This window comes from Bradyrhizobium sp. SPXBL-02, from assembly GCF_051853065.1.
Lineage (GTDB): Bacteria > Pseudomonadota > Alphaproteobacteria > Rhizobiales > Xanthobacteraceae > Bradyrhizobium.
The window spans coordinates 865,301-881,433 of sequence record NZ_CP182474.1; the positions used below are offsets into that span (position 1 = coordinate 865,301).

A 16,133-nucleotide genomic window follows, 5' to 3' on the forward strand; every position below is an offset into this window, starting at 1 on the left:
TCGATGCAGCCATTCAGAGCTGACATGCGCGACGTTTGGCGCGGTCCTTGAATAAACCAAATCCTGCGGGATCAGCTTGGCAACGCCAGCGTTCATCAGTATTACGTCGTTCAGCCGAGGCCGAACGGCCCATATTCACGGTGATCGCGACGGCGCCAGACTTGGCCGCGCTGAGTGTCGCGAGTTCTAGGAGGATTTTTTCGTGCAAGAGACGGGCGTGCGCAACGGTGCCTTCGGCGCCGACAAATTCGGCTTAAAGAATCTCAAGCAGGTTCACTGGAACCTGGGTGCGCCGCAACTCTATCAATACTCGCTCGCAGCGGGCGAGGCGGTGCTCTCCGCCGATGGCGCACTCTGCGCTGACACCGGCGAGTTCACCGGGCGCAGCCCGAAGGACAAGTTCACGGTGCGCGACGCCGCCACCGACAAGAAGATGTGGTGGGCCGGCAACCAGTCGATCACCGCAGAGCAGTTCGAGACGCTCTATCAGGACTTCCTCAAGCACGCCGAAGGCCAGCGCCTGTTCGCGCAGGACCTCTATGGCGGCGCCGACCCGGCCTACCGGATCAAGACGCGCGTCTTCACCGAGCTTGCCTGGCACTCGCTCTTCATCCGCACGCTGCTGATCCGCCCCGAGGCGATCGAGCTGTCGACCTTCGTGCCGGAGCTCACCATCATCGACATGCCGAGCTTCCGCGCCGATCCCAAACGTCACGGCTGCCGCTCGGAGAACGTCGTCGCGATCGATTTCACCCGCAAGATCGTCCTGATCGGCGGGTCTTATTATGCCGGCGAGATGAAGAAGTCGGTGTTCACGACGCTGAACTATTATCTGCCCGAGCGCGGCGTGATGCCGATGCACTGCTCGGCCAATGTCGGCGCCAAGGGCGATACCGCGATTTTCTTCGGCCTGTCGGGCACCGGCAAGACGACGCTGTCGGCCGATCCCAACCGCACGCTGATCGGCGACGACGAGCACGGCTGGGGCCCGAACGGTGTCTTCAATTTCGAAGGCGGCTGCTATGCCAAGTGCATCAAGCTCTCGAAGGAAGCCGAGCCCGAGATCTATGCCGCCTCGACTCGCTTCGGCGCGGTGCTCGAGAACTGCGTGCTCGACGACGACACCCGCGTCGTCGATTTCGACGACGGCTCCAAGACCGAGAATACGCGTTCGGCCTATCCGCTCGACTTCATCCCGAACGCGTCGCGCACCGGCCGCGCGCCGCAGCCGAAGAACGTGGTGATGCTGGCTGCCGACGCTTTCGGCGTGCTGCCGCCGATCGCCAAGCTCTCGCCGGCGCAGGCGATGTATCACTTCCTGTCCGGCTACACCGCCAAGGTCGCCGGCACCGAGCGCGGTCTCGGCAACGAGCCGCAGCCGGAATTCTCGACCTGCTTCGGCTCGCCCTTCCTGCCGCTCGATCCATCCGTCTATGGCAACATGCTGCGCGACCTCATTGCCCAGCACAATGTCGATTGCTGGTTGGTCAATACGGGGTGGACCGGCGGCAAGTACGGTGTCGGCTCGCGCATGCCGATCAAGGTGACGCGCGCGCTGCTCACCGCCGCGCTCGACGGCTCGCTGCGCAACGTCGAATTTCGCACCGACAAATATTTCGGCTTCGCGGTCCCGACCGCGCTGCCGGGCGTGCCGGCGGAGATCCTCAACCCGGTCAACACCTGGAAGGACAAGGACGAGTTCGACAAGACCGCCCGCGCGCTGGTCGGCATGTTCCAGAAGAATTTTGCCAAGTTCGAAGCCCAGGTCGACGCCGAGGTCCGCGCCGCCGCGCCGGATGTGAAGCTGGCGGCGGAGTAAGCGCTCGGTCTTAATGCAGAAGGGCGGCCGAGAGGCCGCCCTTTTTGTTTGCCCCATATCTTTCCACCGTCATTGCGAGCGCAGCGAAGCAATCCAGAAATCCCTCCGCGGAGACAGTCTGGGCTGCTTCGTCGCCAGCGCAAAATTGCTCCGCAATTTTGTCGCGGGCTCCTCGCAATGACGAGTCCGTGGAAGCAGCTACGCCTTGAAATACGCGATCTGCGTCGTGGTCGCGAGCAGCCGGCCGTTCGGCGACCACAGCTCGGCGTTCTGGTCGGCGTAGCTCTTGTGCATGATCTTGGAATCGGCGGTCGCCAGCACGCGCGTGATGTCTTCAGCCACGAGCTCCTCGGCGTCGGTGTGGAAATACGTCGTGAGCGACACCGTGCCGAACGGCACCAGCTCGCGCCGGGCGTGGAAGATGCGGCCGAAGAAGGCGTCCGACATCGACATCAGCGACAGCATGTCGAGCTTGCGCGGCGTGCGGTCGCTGATCCAGATTTTCGAATAGGTGCTGGCGGGCTCGGCCTGCGGCGGGCCCATCCGCATCTCGCCCTCGACGAAGCGGAATTCGTATTGGTTGGCCCAGGATGCCGAGATTTTTGGGAACGGCAGCGTCTCCTCGAACGGCTTTGTTTCAGGATATTGCGCCACCCGGTGCTCCCAGGACGGGCGGCGCTCGGCGAACACCGCGGTGGCGAGCGTTGCGACCTCGCCGCCGCCCTGGCTGAGCTCGATGCTCCAATGCTGGCTGGAGCGGTTGGCTTTGACCAGCCGCACGTCGAGGTCGAACGGGCCCTTGGCGATCGGCGCGCAATAATTGACGGTGACGGCGAGCGGATCGCCGGCGCGTTCGGGATGGTCGATCAGCGCGCGCAAAATGGTCGCGGCCGTGGCGCCGCCGAACGGGCCGACAAAGGCCCAGTAATCGTCGCTGGTGTGTCCCTGCCAGCTGCTGTCACCGGCGGTGACGCGCGTGGCCTCGTCGAAGGGGTGCGGGAGCTTCGCGTGCATTGTGGGTCCTCGATGCCTGGCGCCGTCATTGCGAGCGCAGCGAAGCAATCCAGACTGTCTCTATGGATGCAGTCTGGATTGCTTCGTCGCTGCGCTCCTCGCAATGACAAGCGGTGCGCTGACGGTCATCATATGACAGTCGGCGCCGCCATGTTCAATAACGTCGCTGGTAATGGAAATCCACGCCGCGGAAAATCAGCCCGCGGCGTCGCGCAAATTCGGCAGCAGCGGCGTGGTCGGGTTGACCGGCACGTTCCAGATCTCCTCGGCATATTCGCGGATGGTCCGGTCCGAGGAGAACCAGGCCATGCGCGCCACGTTGAGGATGGAGGCGCGTGTCCAGGCCGGCGCCACCTGCCAGCGCGCATCGACCGCGCGCTGCGCCTCGTAATAGGAATCGAAATCGGCGCTGACCATGTAATGGTCGAGATAGCGCAGCGCATGCGCGATCGATTCGAAGCGGCCGGGATCGCCGGGCGAGAACTCGCCGGCGCCGATCGCGTTGATGGCGCGCTGCAGCTTTGGTGACCTGCGGATCACGTCGGAGGCATCCAGCCCCTGCTTGCGCCGGATCATGACATCGCCTGCCTCCATGCCGAAGATCGCGATGTTCTCCGCGCCGACATGGTCGCGGATCTCGATGTTGGCGCCGTCGAGCGTGCCGATGGTGATGGCGCCGTTCAGCGCCAGCTTCATGTTGCCGGTGCCGGAAGCTTCCATGCCGGCGGTGGAGATCTGCTCGGACAGATCGGCGGCGGGAATGATTACTTCGGCGAGGCTGACATTGTAGTCGGGCAGGAACACGACCTTGAGCTTGCCGCCGATCGCGGGATCGTTGTTGACGATGTCGGCGACGTCGTTGATCAGCTTGATGATCAGCTTGGCGTAGCGATAGCTCGCCGCCGCCTTGCCGGCGAAGATCTTCACCCGCGGCACCCAATTGCCGTTGGGCTCGTCCTTGATCGCCTGGTACAGCGCGACCGTCTCGATGACGTTGAGCAGCTGGCGCTTGTATTCGTGGATGCGCTTGATCTGCACGTCGAACAATGCGCCCGGGTCGACCCTGATGCCGAGCCGTTCGCCGATCAGGCGGGCGAGCTGGGCCTTGTTGTGGTGCTTGACGCTGCGGAATTTCTTCTGGAACTCGACATCGCTGGCGCGCGCCTCGATCAGCGAGAGCTGGGTCGGATCGTCGAGCACGGCCTCGCCGCAGGTCTCGCGCAACAAATCGGTCAGCTTCGGGTTCGCCAGCATCAGCCAGCGGCGGAAGGTGATGCCGTTGGTCTTGTTGGTGATGCGGCCGGGATAGAGATGGTTGAGGTCGTGGAACACGGTCTCGCGCATCAGGTCCGAATGCATCGCCGAGACGCCGTTGATGCGGTGCGAGCCGACGAAGGCGAGCTGGCCCATGCGCACGCGGCGGCCGCTCTTCTCGTCGATCAGCGAGACCGAGGCACGGAAGTCGATGTCGCCGGGGCAGCGCGCTTCCGCGAGCGCCAGATGCTGCACGTTGATGCGGTAGATGATTTCCAGATGCCGCGGCAACAGTCGCTCGAACAGCTCGACCGGCCAGGTCTCCAGCGCCTCCGGCAGCAGCGTGTGGTTGGTGTAGGAGAGGGTGGCGACGGTGATCTTCCAGGCCTCGTCCCAGCGGAAATTGTGGAGGTCGACGAGGATGCGCATCAGCTCGGTGACGGCAAGGCTCGGATGGGTGTCGTTGAGCTGCACCGCGACCTTGTTCGACAGGCTGCGCAGCTGGCCGTCGGACGACAGATGCCGCTTGACCAGATCCTGCAGCGAGGCCGAGACGAAGAAATATTCCTGGCGCAGCCGCAGCTCGCGGCCCGCCGGGCTTTCGTCGTTCGGATAGAGGAATTTGCAGATCGCCTCCGCGCGCGCCTGCTCGGCGCTGGCGCTGACGTAATCGCCCTTGTTGAAGGCATCTAACTTTAGCGGATCGGGCGAGCGCGCCGACCACAGCCGCAGCGCGTTGACGTGCTGGCCGCGCCAGCCGACGATCGGCGTGTCATAGGCGATCGCCTGCACGGTCTCGCTCGCGTGCCAGATCGCGCGGTCGCGGCCCTTGTCATCGACATGCTCGACGCCGCCGCCGAAATTGATGTCGTAGATCACCTCGGGCCGCTGCAATTCCCAGGGATTGCCGAAGCTCAGCCATTCGTCGGGATATTCCTGCTGCCAGCCCTGATTGATGATCTGGCGGAACAGGCCGTAATCGTAGCGGATGCCGTAGCCGATCGCGGGGATCGACAGGGTTGCCATGCTCTCCATGAAGCAGGCGGCGAGCCGGCCGAGGCCGCCATTGCCGAGCGCCGCATCCGGCTCGCATTTGCGCAGCTCCGGCAGCGAGACGCCGAGATCGCCGAGCGCGACCTCGAAGATCTGCAGGAGGCCCATGTTGTTGAGCGCATCGGTGAAGAGCCGGCCGATCAGGAATTCGAGCGAGAGATAATAGACGCGCTTGCGGCCCGCGTCGTAGCTGTGCTTCTCGGCCGTGAGCCAGCGATGCACGATGCGGTCGCGCAGTGCGAGCGCCGCGGCCTGATACCAATCGTGCCTGGTCGCCATGCCAGCGTCCTTGCCGATGGCAAGGCGCAGCTTTGCCAGGATTGCGCCCTTGATCTCGGCCAGCGCGAGTTCGTCGATCGGCTGCCCGGGGGCCGGAAAACTGGGCTGGAACGATGAATCCTGCAAAGCCGTCACTTCCTAGGTCGAAGTACTCTCATCAATCTACGCGTCCTGCCCCTTGCACCGGAACTGACGCCCGGCGGTCGTGCACGCCGCTGGCGCAAAATTATGCAAGGAACGGGCCGAGTTGGGAACCCGGAGGAGCACGGAGAAAGCCGGATTCGGTGCTAGATTACGAAAGATTCAGCCATCAGTGTGGAGGAGACGACCATGAGACTGCTGATCGAAATCGCCACTGCGGCCTTGCTCGTCGTCTGCATCAGCGCCACCAGCGCGGCGTTTGCCGCCGCCAAAACCGGGCGCAGCGCCGACGGCCTCAGCTGCGGCTTCACGGTGCCGCAGAATGCGTCGCCCGCAGCCCGCTGCACTGCGATCAAACGCCAATGCGGCGGCAAGTTTTACGCAAGCGCGTGCGGTGACAAATTGATGTCCGCTGCGAATTGAGCGGAGGTCCGGCGAGCTTAAGCCGCCTTGCTCTGCACCGCATCGCAAAACTCCGCGAGACGATCCGCAAGCCGCAGCGTTGCCGGGCTCGCATCCGGTGAAGCCATCAGCGCCACCTCGGTCTTGTTGATCGGCGCAAAGCCATCCTTTGCCGTCAGCACGCGGTGATCGGACTGGATCGCCATCTCCGACAGGATGCTCAAGCCCATGCCGGCGGCGACGGCGGCCTGGATGCCGGCGAGGCTCGACGAGGTGTAGGCGGTGTGCCAGGCGCGGCCCGCGCTTTCCAGCGCGTGGATGGCGCCGGCGCGATAGATGCAGCCGAGCGGAAAGCCGATCAGCGGCACCGAGGGCACATCGACATCGACCGGATGGCTCTTGCTGGTGACCCAGTGCACCCGCTCCGGCCACACCGCGATCGCGTCCTTTGCCCCGGCCTCGCGCTTGTAGAGCGCAAGGTCGAGTTCACCGCGCGCGAGATCGCGGGCGAGATGCTTGCTCTGGTCGGCGCGCACGTCGAGCCGCAACCCCGGATGCGATCGCGAAAACGCGCCGAGCAGTTTTGCCAAGCGGTAGGCCGCAAAGTCCTCGGGGATGCCGAGCCGGATCGCGCCTTCGCCGCCCGGCTGGCGCAATACGTCGCGCGCCTCCTCGGCGAGCGACAGCAACCGCCGCGCATAGGAGAGCAGCCGCTCGCCGGCCTCGGTCGGGCGCACGTCCTTGCCGTCGCGGTGCAGCAGCACCTGACCGACATCCTCCTCCAGCCGCTTGATCTGCTGGCTGACGGTCGATTGCGTGCGGTGGACGCGCTCGCCGGCGCGGGTGAAGCCGCCGGCCTCGACCACCGAGACGAAGCTGCGCAGCAGCTCCAGATCCAGCATCGCCGCCTCCATCGAAAAATCCACTGGACTGCAGTTAATCATTTAATTTCCAAATGACAAGCGGCCTCCCTAGATCGAGGGCAGAAGAAAAACATCCGAGAATGCCCTCATGTCGCTCGCCACCTCGCTTCCCGCCCCGCGCAGCCGCTTCAACACATTGCCGCTCGCGATCGGCCTGTTCTGCCTGCTCTGGAGCTACGCCTTCGTCGCCGGCAAGATCGGCGTCACCCATTGCCCGCCGCTGATCCTGCTCGCCGCGCGCTTCTCGCTCGCCGGCATCCTGATCCTGGGCGCCACGCTCGCCCGCGGCGACGGCTGGTCATTGACCTGGCGTGACGCCGCGGTCTTCGCAGTGCTGGGCATCGCCAACAATGCTCTCTATCTCGGGCTCGGCTACACCGGCCTGCAATCCGTCTCGGCCGGTCTCGGAGGCCTGATCGTGTCGGCCAATCCGGTGTTCACGGCCGCGCTCGCCGCGCTGCTGCTCGGCGAAGGCATGACCTGGCGCAAGGCGAGCGGCCTCTTGCTCGGGATCATCGGTGTGACGGCAATCGTCTGGCATCGCCTGTCGGTCGGCGCCGACAGCTTGGACGGGATCGTCTTCACGCTGGCCTCGCTCGCCTCCATCGTCGCCGGGACCATCCTGTTCAAGCTACTCGCGCCGAAGGGGTCGTTGTGGATCGGCAACGGCGTGCAGAACCTCGCTGCCGGCATCGCGCTGACGCCAGTCGCGCTGATTTTCGCCGATGTCCACGCCATCGACTATACGCCGGGCCTGATCGGCGCCTTCGCCTTCCTCGTGCTCGGCGGCTCGATCCTCGCCTCCTGGCTCTGGTTTCATCTCCTGAAGACGTGTGGGGCCACCGCCGCCAGCGCCTATCATTTTCTGATGCCGCCGCTCGGCATGTTGTTCGCGTTCCTCGTGCTCGGCGAGCACATCGAGGCGCGCGACCTGCTCGGCATCATTCCGGTCGCGCTCGGCATCTACCTGGTGACGCGGCCGGCGAAGGCGAAGTCGTGAGCGAGATAGAGGCCCCGCTATCTCCACATCGTCGTTGCGAGCGCAGCGAAGCAATCCAGAATCTTTCGCGGAGGGACTCTGGATTGCTTCGCTGCGCTCGCCGTCTCGGCCTTGCCGATGAACGCCGTTGATCACGACCTCATAGCGATGCTTCAACCGCGCTTGGCTTTCGATACGTAACCGGCGGTGACCTCATCTTTGTGGCTGGCGAACGCAGCCAGTACTTCGGTCTTCTCGCGCTTCGGGACCTTGGCGAAGTCAAGTGTCCGTCCGAGTTCAGCTGCGACCTCGTCGAATTCCGCCGGAGAGATCAGCAAGGCCCGGTGCGCCTCCTCAAGGCCAAGGGGCGTCGTCCCCGGCCTGGTGGCCTTGAACTGGAACGGCCCGCCCGAAACGTCACAGACCCAAAGTGTTCGCATGAACTTGAGGCCAGGCAGGCGTTTCAGATTCTTGGTGTGCCATTCCCTCAACTGCGGATTTTTGGACTTCTGGCCGACGATGGGGTTCTTTACGACAGCGTCGCTGAAGTGATCCACGACCGCTGCAATGGCGAAAACGCCGCCAAGTCGTTCATACAGACTTTGATCCGGAGGGGTTTGCTGGGCCTGCGCATGCGCCTGATTGGCTCCAGCCAAGGCCACGGGGGCGGCTGTCAGCGCCAGGCCTGCGACCACGCTTCGTCTGCTGATGGAAGTCGAACGAGCCCTTGCCATGGGTACCTCCTTACGGGGTTTCGTGAGGCATTGCGGCACCAGCATCGTCCCGTCGAAACCGCGGCCGTGCGCACACTGCGTGCCGGGCGGCCTTGTCGGTATTTGCCGTGCTCCCCATCGGATGGTTCGGAATGGAAATGGTTCCGGAGAAATTTTGCGCGGGATGCAAACCCATGCGCCGGCAGGTGACTCCGAAATGTCCGCTCCGGGGTCACAAGCAGTAATGCGCTGGCGGTTCAAGAATTTCCGTTCGGCCCTCGGGACATTCCTCTTACGAGTACTCGGCTAATCCTTCCTGAACACGATCGAGGCCATCCACCCCGTCATCAGCGCCATCGCCACGGTGGCGAGGCCGTAGATCAGGCCGTTCTGCCGCGCCGTGGTGGCGACGAACTGCTCGAAGCCGACCTTGACGATCTCGAACGCGGTCTCGGTCTTGCCGATGAACGCACCGTTCGCGAACAATTTGATCTCGACCTCATAGGTGCCGATCGGCACCTCCGCGGGCAGCGGAATGCCGGTGCGGAACAGCGTCGGGGTCAGGAACGTCACCGCGCTTCCGTCTTCGCGATAGAGCCCGCGCTGGGTGCGCAGGCGAATGAAGGCCGAGCGGAAGGCATCGTTCGGCACCACGTCGGCAAAGTCGCCGCTGACCCGCTGGGTCAGCAGCACGTTGTTGAGCCCGATCTGCTGCCGCCGCGCGATCTCGGGCGAGGTGATGGCGTCGAACGGGCGGTTGGCGAACAGCGCGAGATAGCTCGGCACCTGCAGGAACTGCCGGTAGTCGGTGTTGATCCAGATGCCGAAGGTGCGCTCCTTCCGCCGCGTCACCATCTCGGCGCGCGGGCCCATCACGGTGACGACGAGATCGTAGGCCGTGCGGTCCGCCAGCGTCGTCCCATCCTTCTCCACCGAGCCGAACAGCACCAGCTCCTCGCCGGAATAGTTCGGCGTCACCGTGACGCGGTGGTTCGAGACCGACACAATCAGCCGCTCGGCCCGCGCAGCGCCGCCGAGCAGCAGGACAAGGACCATGGCGAGAAGTGTGCGCTTCATCCGCTCACTCCGAGCTCACGGATGGTGAAAAGATCCGAGGGCTGGATCACCAGCTCGATCGCGAAGCGGACGCCGACCGAGAGGATGAGCAAGCCCAGCAGCAGCCGCAGCTGCTCGCCGCGGATCTTCTGGCCAGCACGGGCGCCGAACTGCGCGCCTGTGACGCCGCCGACCATCAGGATCAGCGCCAGCACGGCATCGACCAGGTGATTGGTCGCCGCGTGCAGCATGGTCGCGAACAGCATGGTGACGAGGGTGAGGACCATCGAGGTCCCGATCACCGTCGAGGTCGGCACCCTCAAAAGATAGATCATGATCGGTACCAGGATGAAGCCGCCGCCGATACCCATGATGGCGCCGATGAAACCGATCATGGTGCCGACGATCAGCACGGGGATCACCGAGAGGTAGATTTTCGAGCGCTTGAACCGCATCTTCAGCGGCAAGCCGTGGATCCAGTTGTGCGTGCGCCGCGGCGGCACTGCGCCGCGCCGGGTCCGCATCAAGGCGCGCAATCCTTCCGAGAACATCAGGCTGCCGACCGTGGTGAGCAGCACGACGTAGGAGAGCGCGATCATCAGGTCGAGCTGGCCGTGCGCGCGCAGCTGGGTGAAGGTCCAGACGCCGAGCGTCGTGCCGGTCACGCCGCCGCACAACAAGACGCTCGCCAGCGCCGGATCGATCGCGCGCCGCCGCCAATAGGAGAGGGCGCCGGAAAAGGAGGAGGCCGCGATGTGGCTCGCTACCGATGCCACCGCGACCGCCGGCGTGATGCCGATGAAGATCAGGAGCGGCGTCATCAGGAAGCCGCCGCCGATGCCGAACATGCCGGAAACGAAGCCGACCGCCGCGCCCATGGCGAGCACCAGGAAGACGTTGACCGGAAGATCGGCGATCGGGAGGTAGAGCTGCATTGAACCTGCGCACCGGCGAGATGGATCGACGAACGCGGAATGCTCGCGGGAAAAGGACGGAACGATTGCCGCGTCCCTCAATAGCGGAATTCGCTGGCGAGCGGGACCGGGATTTTCAGGCGTGGTGAACGGGCGTGAGAAGCGCGTGCGGATATCCGCGATCGTCCCCACTCCATGCCGCAGGCGCGGAGAGGCGAAAGATCAGAACGGACTGACCGAGAAATAGCGCAGCCAGAGATCGGTATAGCGGCCTTTTTCCCAGATCCGGAACATCGCCCAGTTCAGGGCCTGGCGCAGCACGTCGTTGCCCTTGCGCACGGCGATGCCGATGCCCTCGCCGAAGAAACGGCTCTCGACGAAGGGACCGCCGGAGAAGGCGCAGCAATCGGCCGAATCCGTGCCGTTGATCCAAAACGCCAGCGAGATGGCGTCGCCGAAGATGAAGTCGACCTCGCCCTTGCGCAGAGCTGCGCGCATCGCATCGTCACTGGAATAGGCACGAAGCTCGGCGTCGGTGAACATCGCCTTCAGGTACGCCTCGTGCGCGGAGCCGGCGATGACGCCGACCTTCTTGCCTTCGAGATATTCGGGGCGGATCTCCGGCATCACCGCATCCTTGCGCGAGACGAAGCGCGCCGGCACGCGGTAATAGGGATCGGTGAAGTCGACGCGCGCGCGCAGCTGCGGGCTCACCGCCATGGAGGCGATGATGGCATCGCCCCGGTTGGAGGTGAGCGCGTCCACCAACGTCTCGAACCGCCGCATCTGCACCGTGCAGGTGACCTTGATCTCCTCGCAGAGCGCGCGGGCAAAGTCGACGTTGAAGCCGGCCGGATTGCCGTCGGCGCCGGTAAAGTTGAACGGCGGATAGTCGGTCTCGGTCAGGAAGCGGATCACGGTCAGGCGCGACAGGTCCGGCCGCTCCGGCCGGCGGCGCGGGTCCCAGAACCCTGGCACGGCCTGCGGGGCGGCTTGAGGTGCGGCTTGCGGCGTGGCCTGAGGTGCCGCGGGCGGTCGCTTGGCGGGGGCTTGCGCGCTCGCCTCGGTGAGGCCGCCGAGCAGGCAAAGGCCGGCCGCCAGCCCTGTTAGCAAGCCACGGACAGATTTGAACGATTTCGCCTGTTGCGATGGAGCCATCGGCCGAAGGAATGATTTTCGTCGGGATCGGTGGGCCTTATAGACCATCCGTCCGGGAACGCGAGCGCCGATTGTGACCAGGGTGAGGCTCAGAGATAGCGCTTCAAATCAACCGCCGCCTCTTCCGGCGTCCGCTTCAAATTGAACGGCGAGACGAACCTGCCGTCACGGTCCATCAGGTAGATCAGCGCGGTGTGGTCCATGGTGTAGTCGCCGTCCTTGGTCGGGACCTTCTTGGCATAGACCCGGTAGGAGGTGATCACCTTGGCGGTCTCGGCGGGGTCGCCGGACAGGCCCTGGAGGTGCGGATCGAAGCTCGACAGGTAATCCCTCATCGTTGCCGGCGTGTCGCGCTCGGGATCGACCGAGATGAAGATGGCATTGACCTTGTCGGCGTCCTTGCCGAGCGCGCGCAGCACTTCCGAGATCTCGAACAGCGAGGTCGGGCAGACGTCGGGGCAATGGGTGTAGCCAAAGAAGATCAGGGTCGGCTTGCCCTTCAGGCTCTTGTCGGTGACCGCCTTGCCGTTCTGGTCGGTCAGCTGAAACGGGCCGCCGATCGCGGCCGGCTGTGCCACCTTGCTGACCCCGCCCATGGCCCAGAACATGATCAGGAGCCCGACGACGAGGCTTGCGGCGAAGGCGGTCGCGATCACCAGCGGGCGGGTGGCGGAGCTCATGGGCGGAAAACTTTCTTTCGCAGGTCAGAAGCAGGCGGCGAAGCCGGTCCTGATCATTTCGAAGAACACCTGGCTGCCATAATGGAACCAGAGCGCCAGCGCGCCGATCACGGCGAGACCGCCGATTGCCGCGCCAGCCCACAGCAGCACGGATGGCATCCGCCCGGCAGTGGGCGAATTGTCCGATAGCCGATGTGATGGGTGCAGCGGTTGAGCCATGACAACGATCGGGACGAAGGCCCCGGTTCCCTGGCTTTCAGATAGGCTTTACGCCCCCTGCGGGCAAGACGCCGCCAGCAGGCAAGACGCCGCCGCCAGCGCCACAGGGGGCCGTCAGGCTGCGGAGGTCAGTGAAGGAGCTGGCCCCGAGCCGATTCGAGTTGCTCCGCCTGCGGAAGCGACCGGCGCGACGGCTTGGCCGTCGAAGCCTGCGCGTCCAGGTAGCAGGGCTTGTACATGGCCTCGAGCTGCTTGCCCCTCAGGAACAGCATCCGCGGGGTCAGGCCGCCCCGCTGGCCGATCCAGCGCCTCACCTGCGAGGGATACATCGCATAGAGCATCTGGGTTGCTTCGGGATTGGTGACGGCGCGGCCGTTGGCACCGAAATCCCAGGCGGCGTGGAAGCCGAGCGTCGCATGCGAGGTCACGCAGATCCGGTCGTGCGGGATGGCACCGAGAACGATGGTGCAGGCCGAGGCGCAGAGGCCGTCGATGATGACCGTCTCGCCCGATTGCCTGAGGTCCTGGTATTTGTCGACGTAGGTTCCAATCCGGCCGCCGCGGTCATCCGCGATCCGAACCACCGCGTGAGAAGCCCCCATGCCCGCGATCAAGAGAACCGCCGCAAGCAACCCCGTCAGAAACTTCATTGTCCCCCGCCCCAGTCGAATTCGAATCTGCGTGTCCGGTGGTGATGCACGGCTAGCGTCTGTCGTAACCAAGGTTTTGTCTAGGCAGGCCTGCTGGCCCAAAACAAATTCAAATCCAGTGTTGCGTTCGCGCTGCACCCCGCCGGTCTCTATCCCAAAGTGGAACAAGTTAACGAGGTCTTACGCGCCATACCCTTGATCTCAGTTGCAACCGCTGGCTTCAATCCGGGCAATTACAGGGAGGAACTCATGGAGGGGGAAGCGCATGGCTGAGGAAACCGACGTCATCGTCGTCGGCGCGGGGCTGTCGGGGCTCGTTGCCGCCACCGAGATCGCCGATGCGGGCAAGCGCGTGATGGTCGTCGACCAGGAAGGCGAGCAGTCGCTCGGCGGCCAGGCGTTCTGGTCGTTCGGCGGATTGTTCCTGGTCGATTCGCCGGAGCAGCGCCGGCTCGGCATCAAGGACTCCTACGAGCTCGCCATGCAGGACTGGCTCGGCACCGCCGGCTTCGACCGCGACGAGGATTTCTGGCCGCGCCAATGGGCCGAAGCCTATGTGGCCTTCGCGGCCGGCGAGAAGCGCGGCTGGCTGCGTGCGATGGGCCATCGCTTCTTTCCCGTGGTCGGCTGGGCCGAGCGCGGCGGCTATGACGCGATGGGACACGGCAATTCGGTGCCGCGCTTCCACGTCACCTGGGGCACCGGCCCGGGGATCGTCGAGCCGTTCGAGCGCCGCGCGCGCGAGGCGATGAAGTCTGGCCGATTGATCTTCAGATTCCGCCATCGCGTCGATGCGCTCTCCATCACCAATGGCACGGTGGACGGCGTCAGCGGCGTCGTTCTTGCGCCTGATAATGCAGAGCGCGGCAAGAGCTCCTCGCGCAACGTGGTCGGCGACTTCGCGCTGAAGGCGCAGGCCGTGATCGTCGCCTCCGGCGGCATCGGCGGCAACCATGAGCTGGTGCGGCAGAACTGGCCGGAGCGGCTCGGCGAGCCCCCGAAATTCATGATCTCCGGCGTGCCCGAGCATGTCGACGGCCGCATGATCGGTATCACGGAAAAGGCCGGCGCGCGGCTGATCAACCGCGACCGCATGTGGCATTACGTCGAGGGCATCCAGAACTGGAACCCGATCTGGCCGCGCCACGGCATCCGCATCCTGCCGGGTCCCTCCTCGATGTGGTTCGACGCTACAGGCACGCGGCTGCCGGCGCCGCTGTTCCCGGGCTCCGACACGCTCGGCCAGCTCAAATACATCATGTCGACCGGCTACGATTATTCCTGGTTCATCCTGACCCAGAGCATCATCAAGAAGGAGTTTGCGCTGTCGGGCTCGGAGCAGAACCCCGATCTGACCGGCAAGAGCTGGCGTATGACACTTCGCCGCGCCACCAACAAGGGAGCGCCGGCGCCGGTGGAGGCGTTCAAGAGCCATGGTGTCGACTTCATTGTCCGCGACAAGCTCGATGAGCTCGTTGCGGCCATGAACAAGCTCGCCCGCAGCGATCTCCTCAAGCTCGAGCACATCAGGATGCAGATCGAGGCGCGCGACCGCGAGATCGCCAATCCCTACGTCAAGGACGCGCAGGTCATGAACATCCACAATGCGCGCCGCTATATCGGCGACAAGCTGATCCGCACCGCTTCCCCGCACCGCATCCTCGATCCCGCACATGGGCCGCTGATCGCCGTGAAGCTCAACATCCTCACCCGCAAGACGTTGGGCGGTTTCGAGACCGATCTCGACTCCCGTGTGTTCGGCGACGAGGGCCGCGTCATTCCCGGTCTCTACGCCGTCGGCGAAGCCGCCGGCTTTGGCGGCGGAGGCGTGCATGGTTATCGATCGCTGGAGGGGACTTTCCTGGGCGGCTGCCTGTTCTCAGGCCGCAATGCAGGCCGGGCCGCCGCCAAGGCGGTGGGCTAGGTGGTGCGGCGGTGGATGCACATCGGGACGCTGATCACTGCATTGGCGGCAGCTTCAGCTGCATCCGCCGACACGATCGACGTCAACGGGGTGAAGCGCTCCTACACCGCGCAGCTGCCGGCCAAGCGGCCCGCACCGCTCGTGATCGTGCTGCACGGCAAGACCCAGCGCGGTGCCGACATGGTGACGCGGACGGCCTGGCCGCAGGTTGCCAGGCGCGAGGGCCTGGCCGTGGTGTTTCCGGACGGGCTCAACAACGCATGGGCGGACGCGCGCACGAAGGCGGGGCCTGCCCTGCGCGGACCACCGGCGGGCACCGATGACGTCGCCTTCATCGCAAAGCTCGTCGAGAAGCTGGTGGCCGACGGCACGGCCGATGCAAAGCGCGTCTTCGTCGCCGGCGTCTCCAATGGCGGCGCCATGGCGATGACCTTGGCCTGCGCGCGTGCCGATCTGTTTGCGGCAGCTGCGAGTGTGATCATGAATCTCACCGATGAAGCTGCCGTCACCTGTCATCCGTCGCGGCCGCTGCCGATGCTGCTCATGAACGGGACCGCCGACCCGCTGGTCCCTTATGAAGGCGGGCGCGGATCGAGCTATTTTGCTGCAGACGGATTCTGGTCGACGGACGAAACGCTGGCGTTCTGGCGCAGGCTGAATGGCTGCGAGACCGACGACGCCGGGATGTCCGACATGCCCGACACGGCGCCGGCAGACCAGTCCACAGTGACGCGGATCGGCTCGCGCTGTCCGGCGGGGCACGACGTCGTCCTCTATCGCATCAACCACGGCGGCCACCGCATGCCAGGCTTCGCTCCGGATGCCCGCTTCCCAAAAGTGGCCAGGAGCCTGCTCGGATCGCAAAATGGCGACATCGACGGTGCCGAAACGATCTGGACCTTCTTCAGTCGGTTTCCGTGAACGGCGCATGCATTGCCGGCCAACGCATGCGTGG

The 16,133-nt window shown here is 64.8% G+C and carries 15 protein-coding genes; 5 read left to right on the plus strand and 10 right to left on the minus strand.

Annotated elements, in window-relative coordinates:
* The first annotated feature begins 202 nt into the window (after positions 1–202).
* Entirely contained in the window at positions 203–1,819 is a 1,617-nt protein-coding gene (locus tag ACNJYD_RS04030; RefSeq protein WP_212259440.1) for a phosphoenolpyruvate carboxykinase, read from the plus strand.
* 198 nt (positions 1,820–2,017) lie between these two features.
* On the opposite strand, the gene ACNJYD_RS04035 is transcribed toward ACNJYD_RS04030, so the two are convergent.
* Both ACNJYD_RS04035 and ACNJYD_RS04040 read right to left on the minus strand, forming a co-directional pair.
* Entirely contained in the window at positions 2,018–2,833 is an 816-nt protein-coding gene (locus ACNJYD_RS04035) for an acyl-CoA thioesterase (RefSeq protein WP_439365449.1), read from the minus strand.
* Positions 2,834–3,028: 195 nt separating this feature from the next.
* On the minus strand, positions 3,029–5,545 hold the full coding sequence (locus ACNJYD_RS04040; RefSeq protein ID WP_212259442.1) for a glycogen/starch/alpha-glucan phosphorylase: 2,517 nt from the start codon (positions 5,543–5,545) through the stop codon (positions 3,029–3,031).
* A 204-nt stretch (positions 5,546–5,749) separates the two neighbouring features.
* Here ACNJYD_RS04040 and ACNJYD_RS04045 point away from each other — a divergent pair, with 204 nt between their 5' ends.
* The gene (locus ACNJYD_RS04045; RefSeq protein ID WP_439365450.1) at positions 5,750–5,983 is read left to right on the plus strand and encodes a hypothetical protein; all 234 of its coding nucleotides are present in this window, start codon (positions 5,750–5,752) and stop codon (positions 5,981–5,983) included.
* Between the two features lie 17 nt (positions 5,984–6,000).
* On the opposite strand, the gene ACNJYD_RS04050 is transcribed toward ACNJYD_RS04045, so the two are convergent.
* Complete coding sequence (locus tag ACNJYD_RS04050) at positions 6,001–6,864, minus strand: LysR family transcriptional regulator (RefSeq protein WP_212259444.1); 864 nt, start codon at positions 6,862–6,864, stop codon at positions 6,001–6,003.
* Positions 6,865–6,973: 109 nt separating this feature from the next.
* On the opposite strand from ACNJYD_RS04050, the gene ACNJYD_RS04055 reads away from it, so the two are divergent.
* Positions 6,974–7,885 carry a DMT family transporter gene (locus ACNJYD_RS04055; protein WP_172786670.1) on the plus strand — a complete coding sequence of 304 codons (912 nt, stop codon included), beginning with the start codon at positions 6,974–6,976 and terminating at the stop codon, positions 7,883–7,885.
* Between the two features lie 152 nt (positions 7,886–8,037).
* Here the strand turns inward: ACNJYD_RS04055 and ACNJYD_RS04060 are convergent, their stop codons facing one another.
* The 7 genes from ACNJYD_RS04060 to ACNJYD_RS04090 all read right to left on the minus strand — a co-directional run bounded on the left by ACNJYD_RS04060 (position 8,038) and on the right by ACNJYD_RS04090 (position 13,254).
* On the minus strand, positions 8,038–8,598 hold the full coding sequence (locus tag ACNJYD_RS04060) for a group I truncated hemoglobin (protein ID WP_439365451.1): 561 nt from the start codon (positions 8,596–8,598) through the stop codon (positions 8,038–8,040).
* Positions 8,599–8,883: 285 nt separating this feature from the next.
* Entirely contained in the window at positions 8,884–9,654 is a 771-nt protein-coding gene (locus tag ACNJYD_RS04065; protein ID WP_439365452.1) for a TIGR02186 family protein, read from the minus strand.
* Positions 9,651–10,568: a sulfite exporter TauE/SafE family protein gene (locus ACNJYD_RS04070; protein WP_172786673.1), complete on the minus strand. Its 918-nt coding sequence runs from the start codon at positions 10,566–10,568 to the stop codon at positions 9,651–9,653. The genes ACNJYD_RS04065 and ACNJYD_RS04070 overlap by 4 nt, the downstream gene beginning before the upstream one ends.
* Positions 10,569–10,769: 201 nt before the next feature.
* Entirely contained in the window at positions 10,770–11,705 is a 936-nt protein-coding gene (locus ACNJYD_RS04075; RefSeq protein WP_439365453.1) for a transporter substrate-binding domain-containing protein, read from the minus strand.
* An 89-nt stretch (positions 11,706–11,794) separates the two neighbouring features.
* On the minus strand, positions 11,795–12,385 hold the full coding sequence (locus tag ACNJYD_RS04080) for an SCO family protein (protein ID WP_439365454.1): 591 nt from the start codon (positions 12,383–12,385) through the stop codon (positions 11,795–11,797).
* Positions 12,386–12,409: 24 nt separating this feature from the next.
* Positions 12,410–12,535, minus strand: a complete 126-nt coding sequence (locus ACNJYD_RS04085; RefSeq protein ID WP_257187543.1) for a hypothetical protein — start codon at positions 12,533–12,535, stop codon at positions 12,410–12,412.
* A gap of 197 nt (positions 12,536–12,732) precedes the next feature.
* A complete protein-coding gene (locus ACNJYD_RS04090; protein WP_172786677.1) occupies positions 12,733–13,254 on the minus strand; it encodes a hypothetical protein in 522 nt (173 codons plus the stop codon).
* A gap of 265 nt (positions 13,255–13,519) precedes the next feature.
* On the opposite strand from ACNJYD_RS04090, the gene ACNJYD_RS04095 reads away from it, so the two are divergent.
* Both ACNJYD_RS04095 and ACNJYD_RS04100 read left to right on the plus strand, forming a co-directional pair.
* Positions 13,520–15,178, plus strand: coding sequence for an FAD-binding dehydrogenase (locus ACNJYD_RS04095; protein ID WP_439365455.1), 1,659 nt, complete (start codon positions 13,520–13,522; stop codon positions 15,176–15,178).
* Between the two features lie 15 nt (positions 15,179–15,193).
* On the plus strand, positions 15,194–16,099 hold the full coding sequence (locus ACNJYD_RS04100) for an alpha/beta hydrolase family esterase (protein ID WP_439365456.1): 906 nt from the start codon (positions 15,194–15,196) through the stop codon (positions 16,097–16,099).
* Positions 16,100–16,133 lie beyond the last annotated feature (34 nt).

Bases quoted from the DNA above. Each gene is read 5' to 3' on its own strand.
- ACNJYD_RS04065 (WP_439365452.1), bottom strand. From the start codon at position 9,654: ATGAAGCGCACACTTCTCGCCATGGTCCTTGTCCTGCTGCTCGGCGGC.
- ACNJYD_RS04060 (WP_439365451.1), bottom strand. From the start codon at position 8,598: ATGGCAAGGGCTCGTTCGACTTCCATCAGCAGACGAAGCGTGGTCGCA.
- ACNJYD_RS04050 (WP_212259444.1), bottom strand. From the start codon at position 6,864: ATGCTGGATCTGGAGCTGCTGCGCAGCTTCGTCTCGGTGGTCGAGGCC.
- ACNJYD_RS04080 (WP_439365454.1), bottom strand. From the start codon at position 12,385: ATGAGCTCCGCCACCCGCCCGCTGGTGATCGCGACCGCCTTCGCCGCA.
- ACNJYD_RS04035 (WP_439365449.1), bottom strand. From the start codon at position 2,833: ATGCACGCGAAGCTCCCGCACCCCTTCGACGAGGCCACGCGCGTCACC.
- ACNJYD_RS04095 (WP_439365455.1), top strand. From the start codon at position 13,520: ATGGCTGAGGAAACCGACGTCATCGTCGTCGGCGCGGGGCTGTCGGGG.
- ACNJYD_RS04055 (WP_172786670.1), top strand. From the start codon at position 6,974: ATGTCGCTCGCCACCTCGCTTCCCGCCCCGCGCAGCCGCTTCAACACA.
- ACNJYD_RS04090 (WP_172786677.1), bottom strand. From the start codon at position 13,254: ATGAAGTTTCTGACGGGGTTGCTTGCGGCGGTTCTCTTGATCGCGGGC.
- ACNJYD_RS04045 (WP_439365450.1), top strand. From the start codon at position 5,750: ATGAGACTGCTGATCGAAATCGCCACTGCGGCCTTGCTCGTCGTCTGC.
- ACNJYD_RS04100 (WP_439365456.1), top strand. From the start codon at position 15,194: ATGCACATCGGGACGCTGATCACTGCATTGGCGGCAGCTTCAGCTGCA.
- ACNJYD_RS04070 (WP_172786673.1), bottom strand. From the start codon at position 10,568: ATGCAGCTCTACCTCCCGATCGCCGATCTTCCGGTCAACGTCTTCCTG.
- ACNJYD_RS04075 (WP_439365453.1), bottom strand. From the start codon at position 11,705: ATGGCTCCATCGCAACAGGCGAAATCGTTCAAATCTGTCCGTGGCTTG.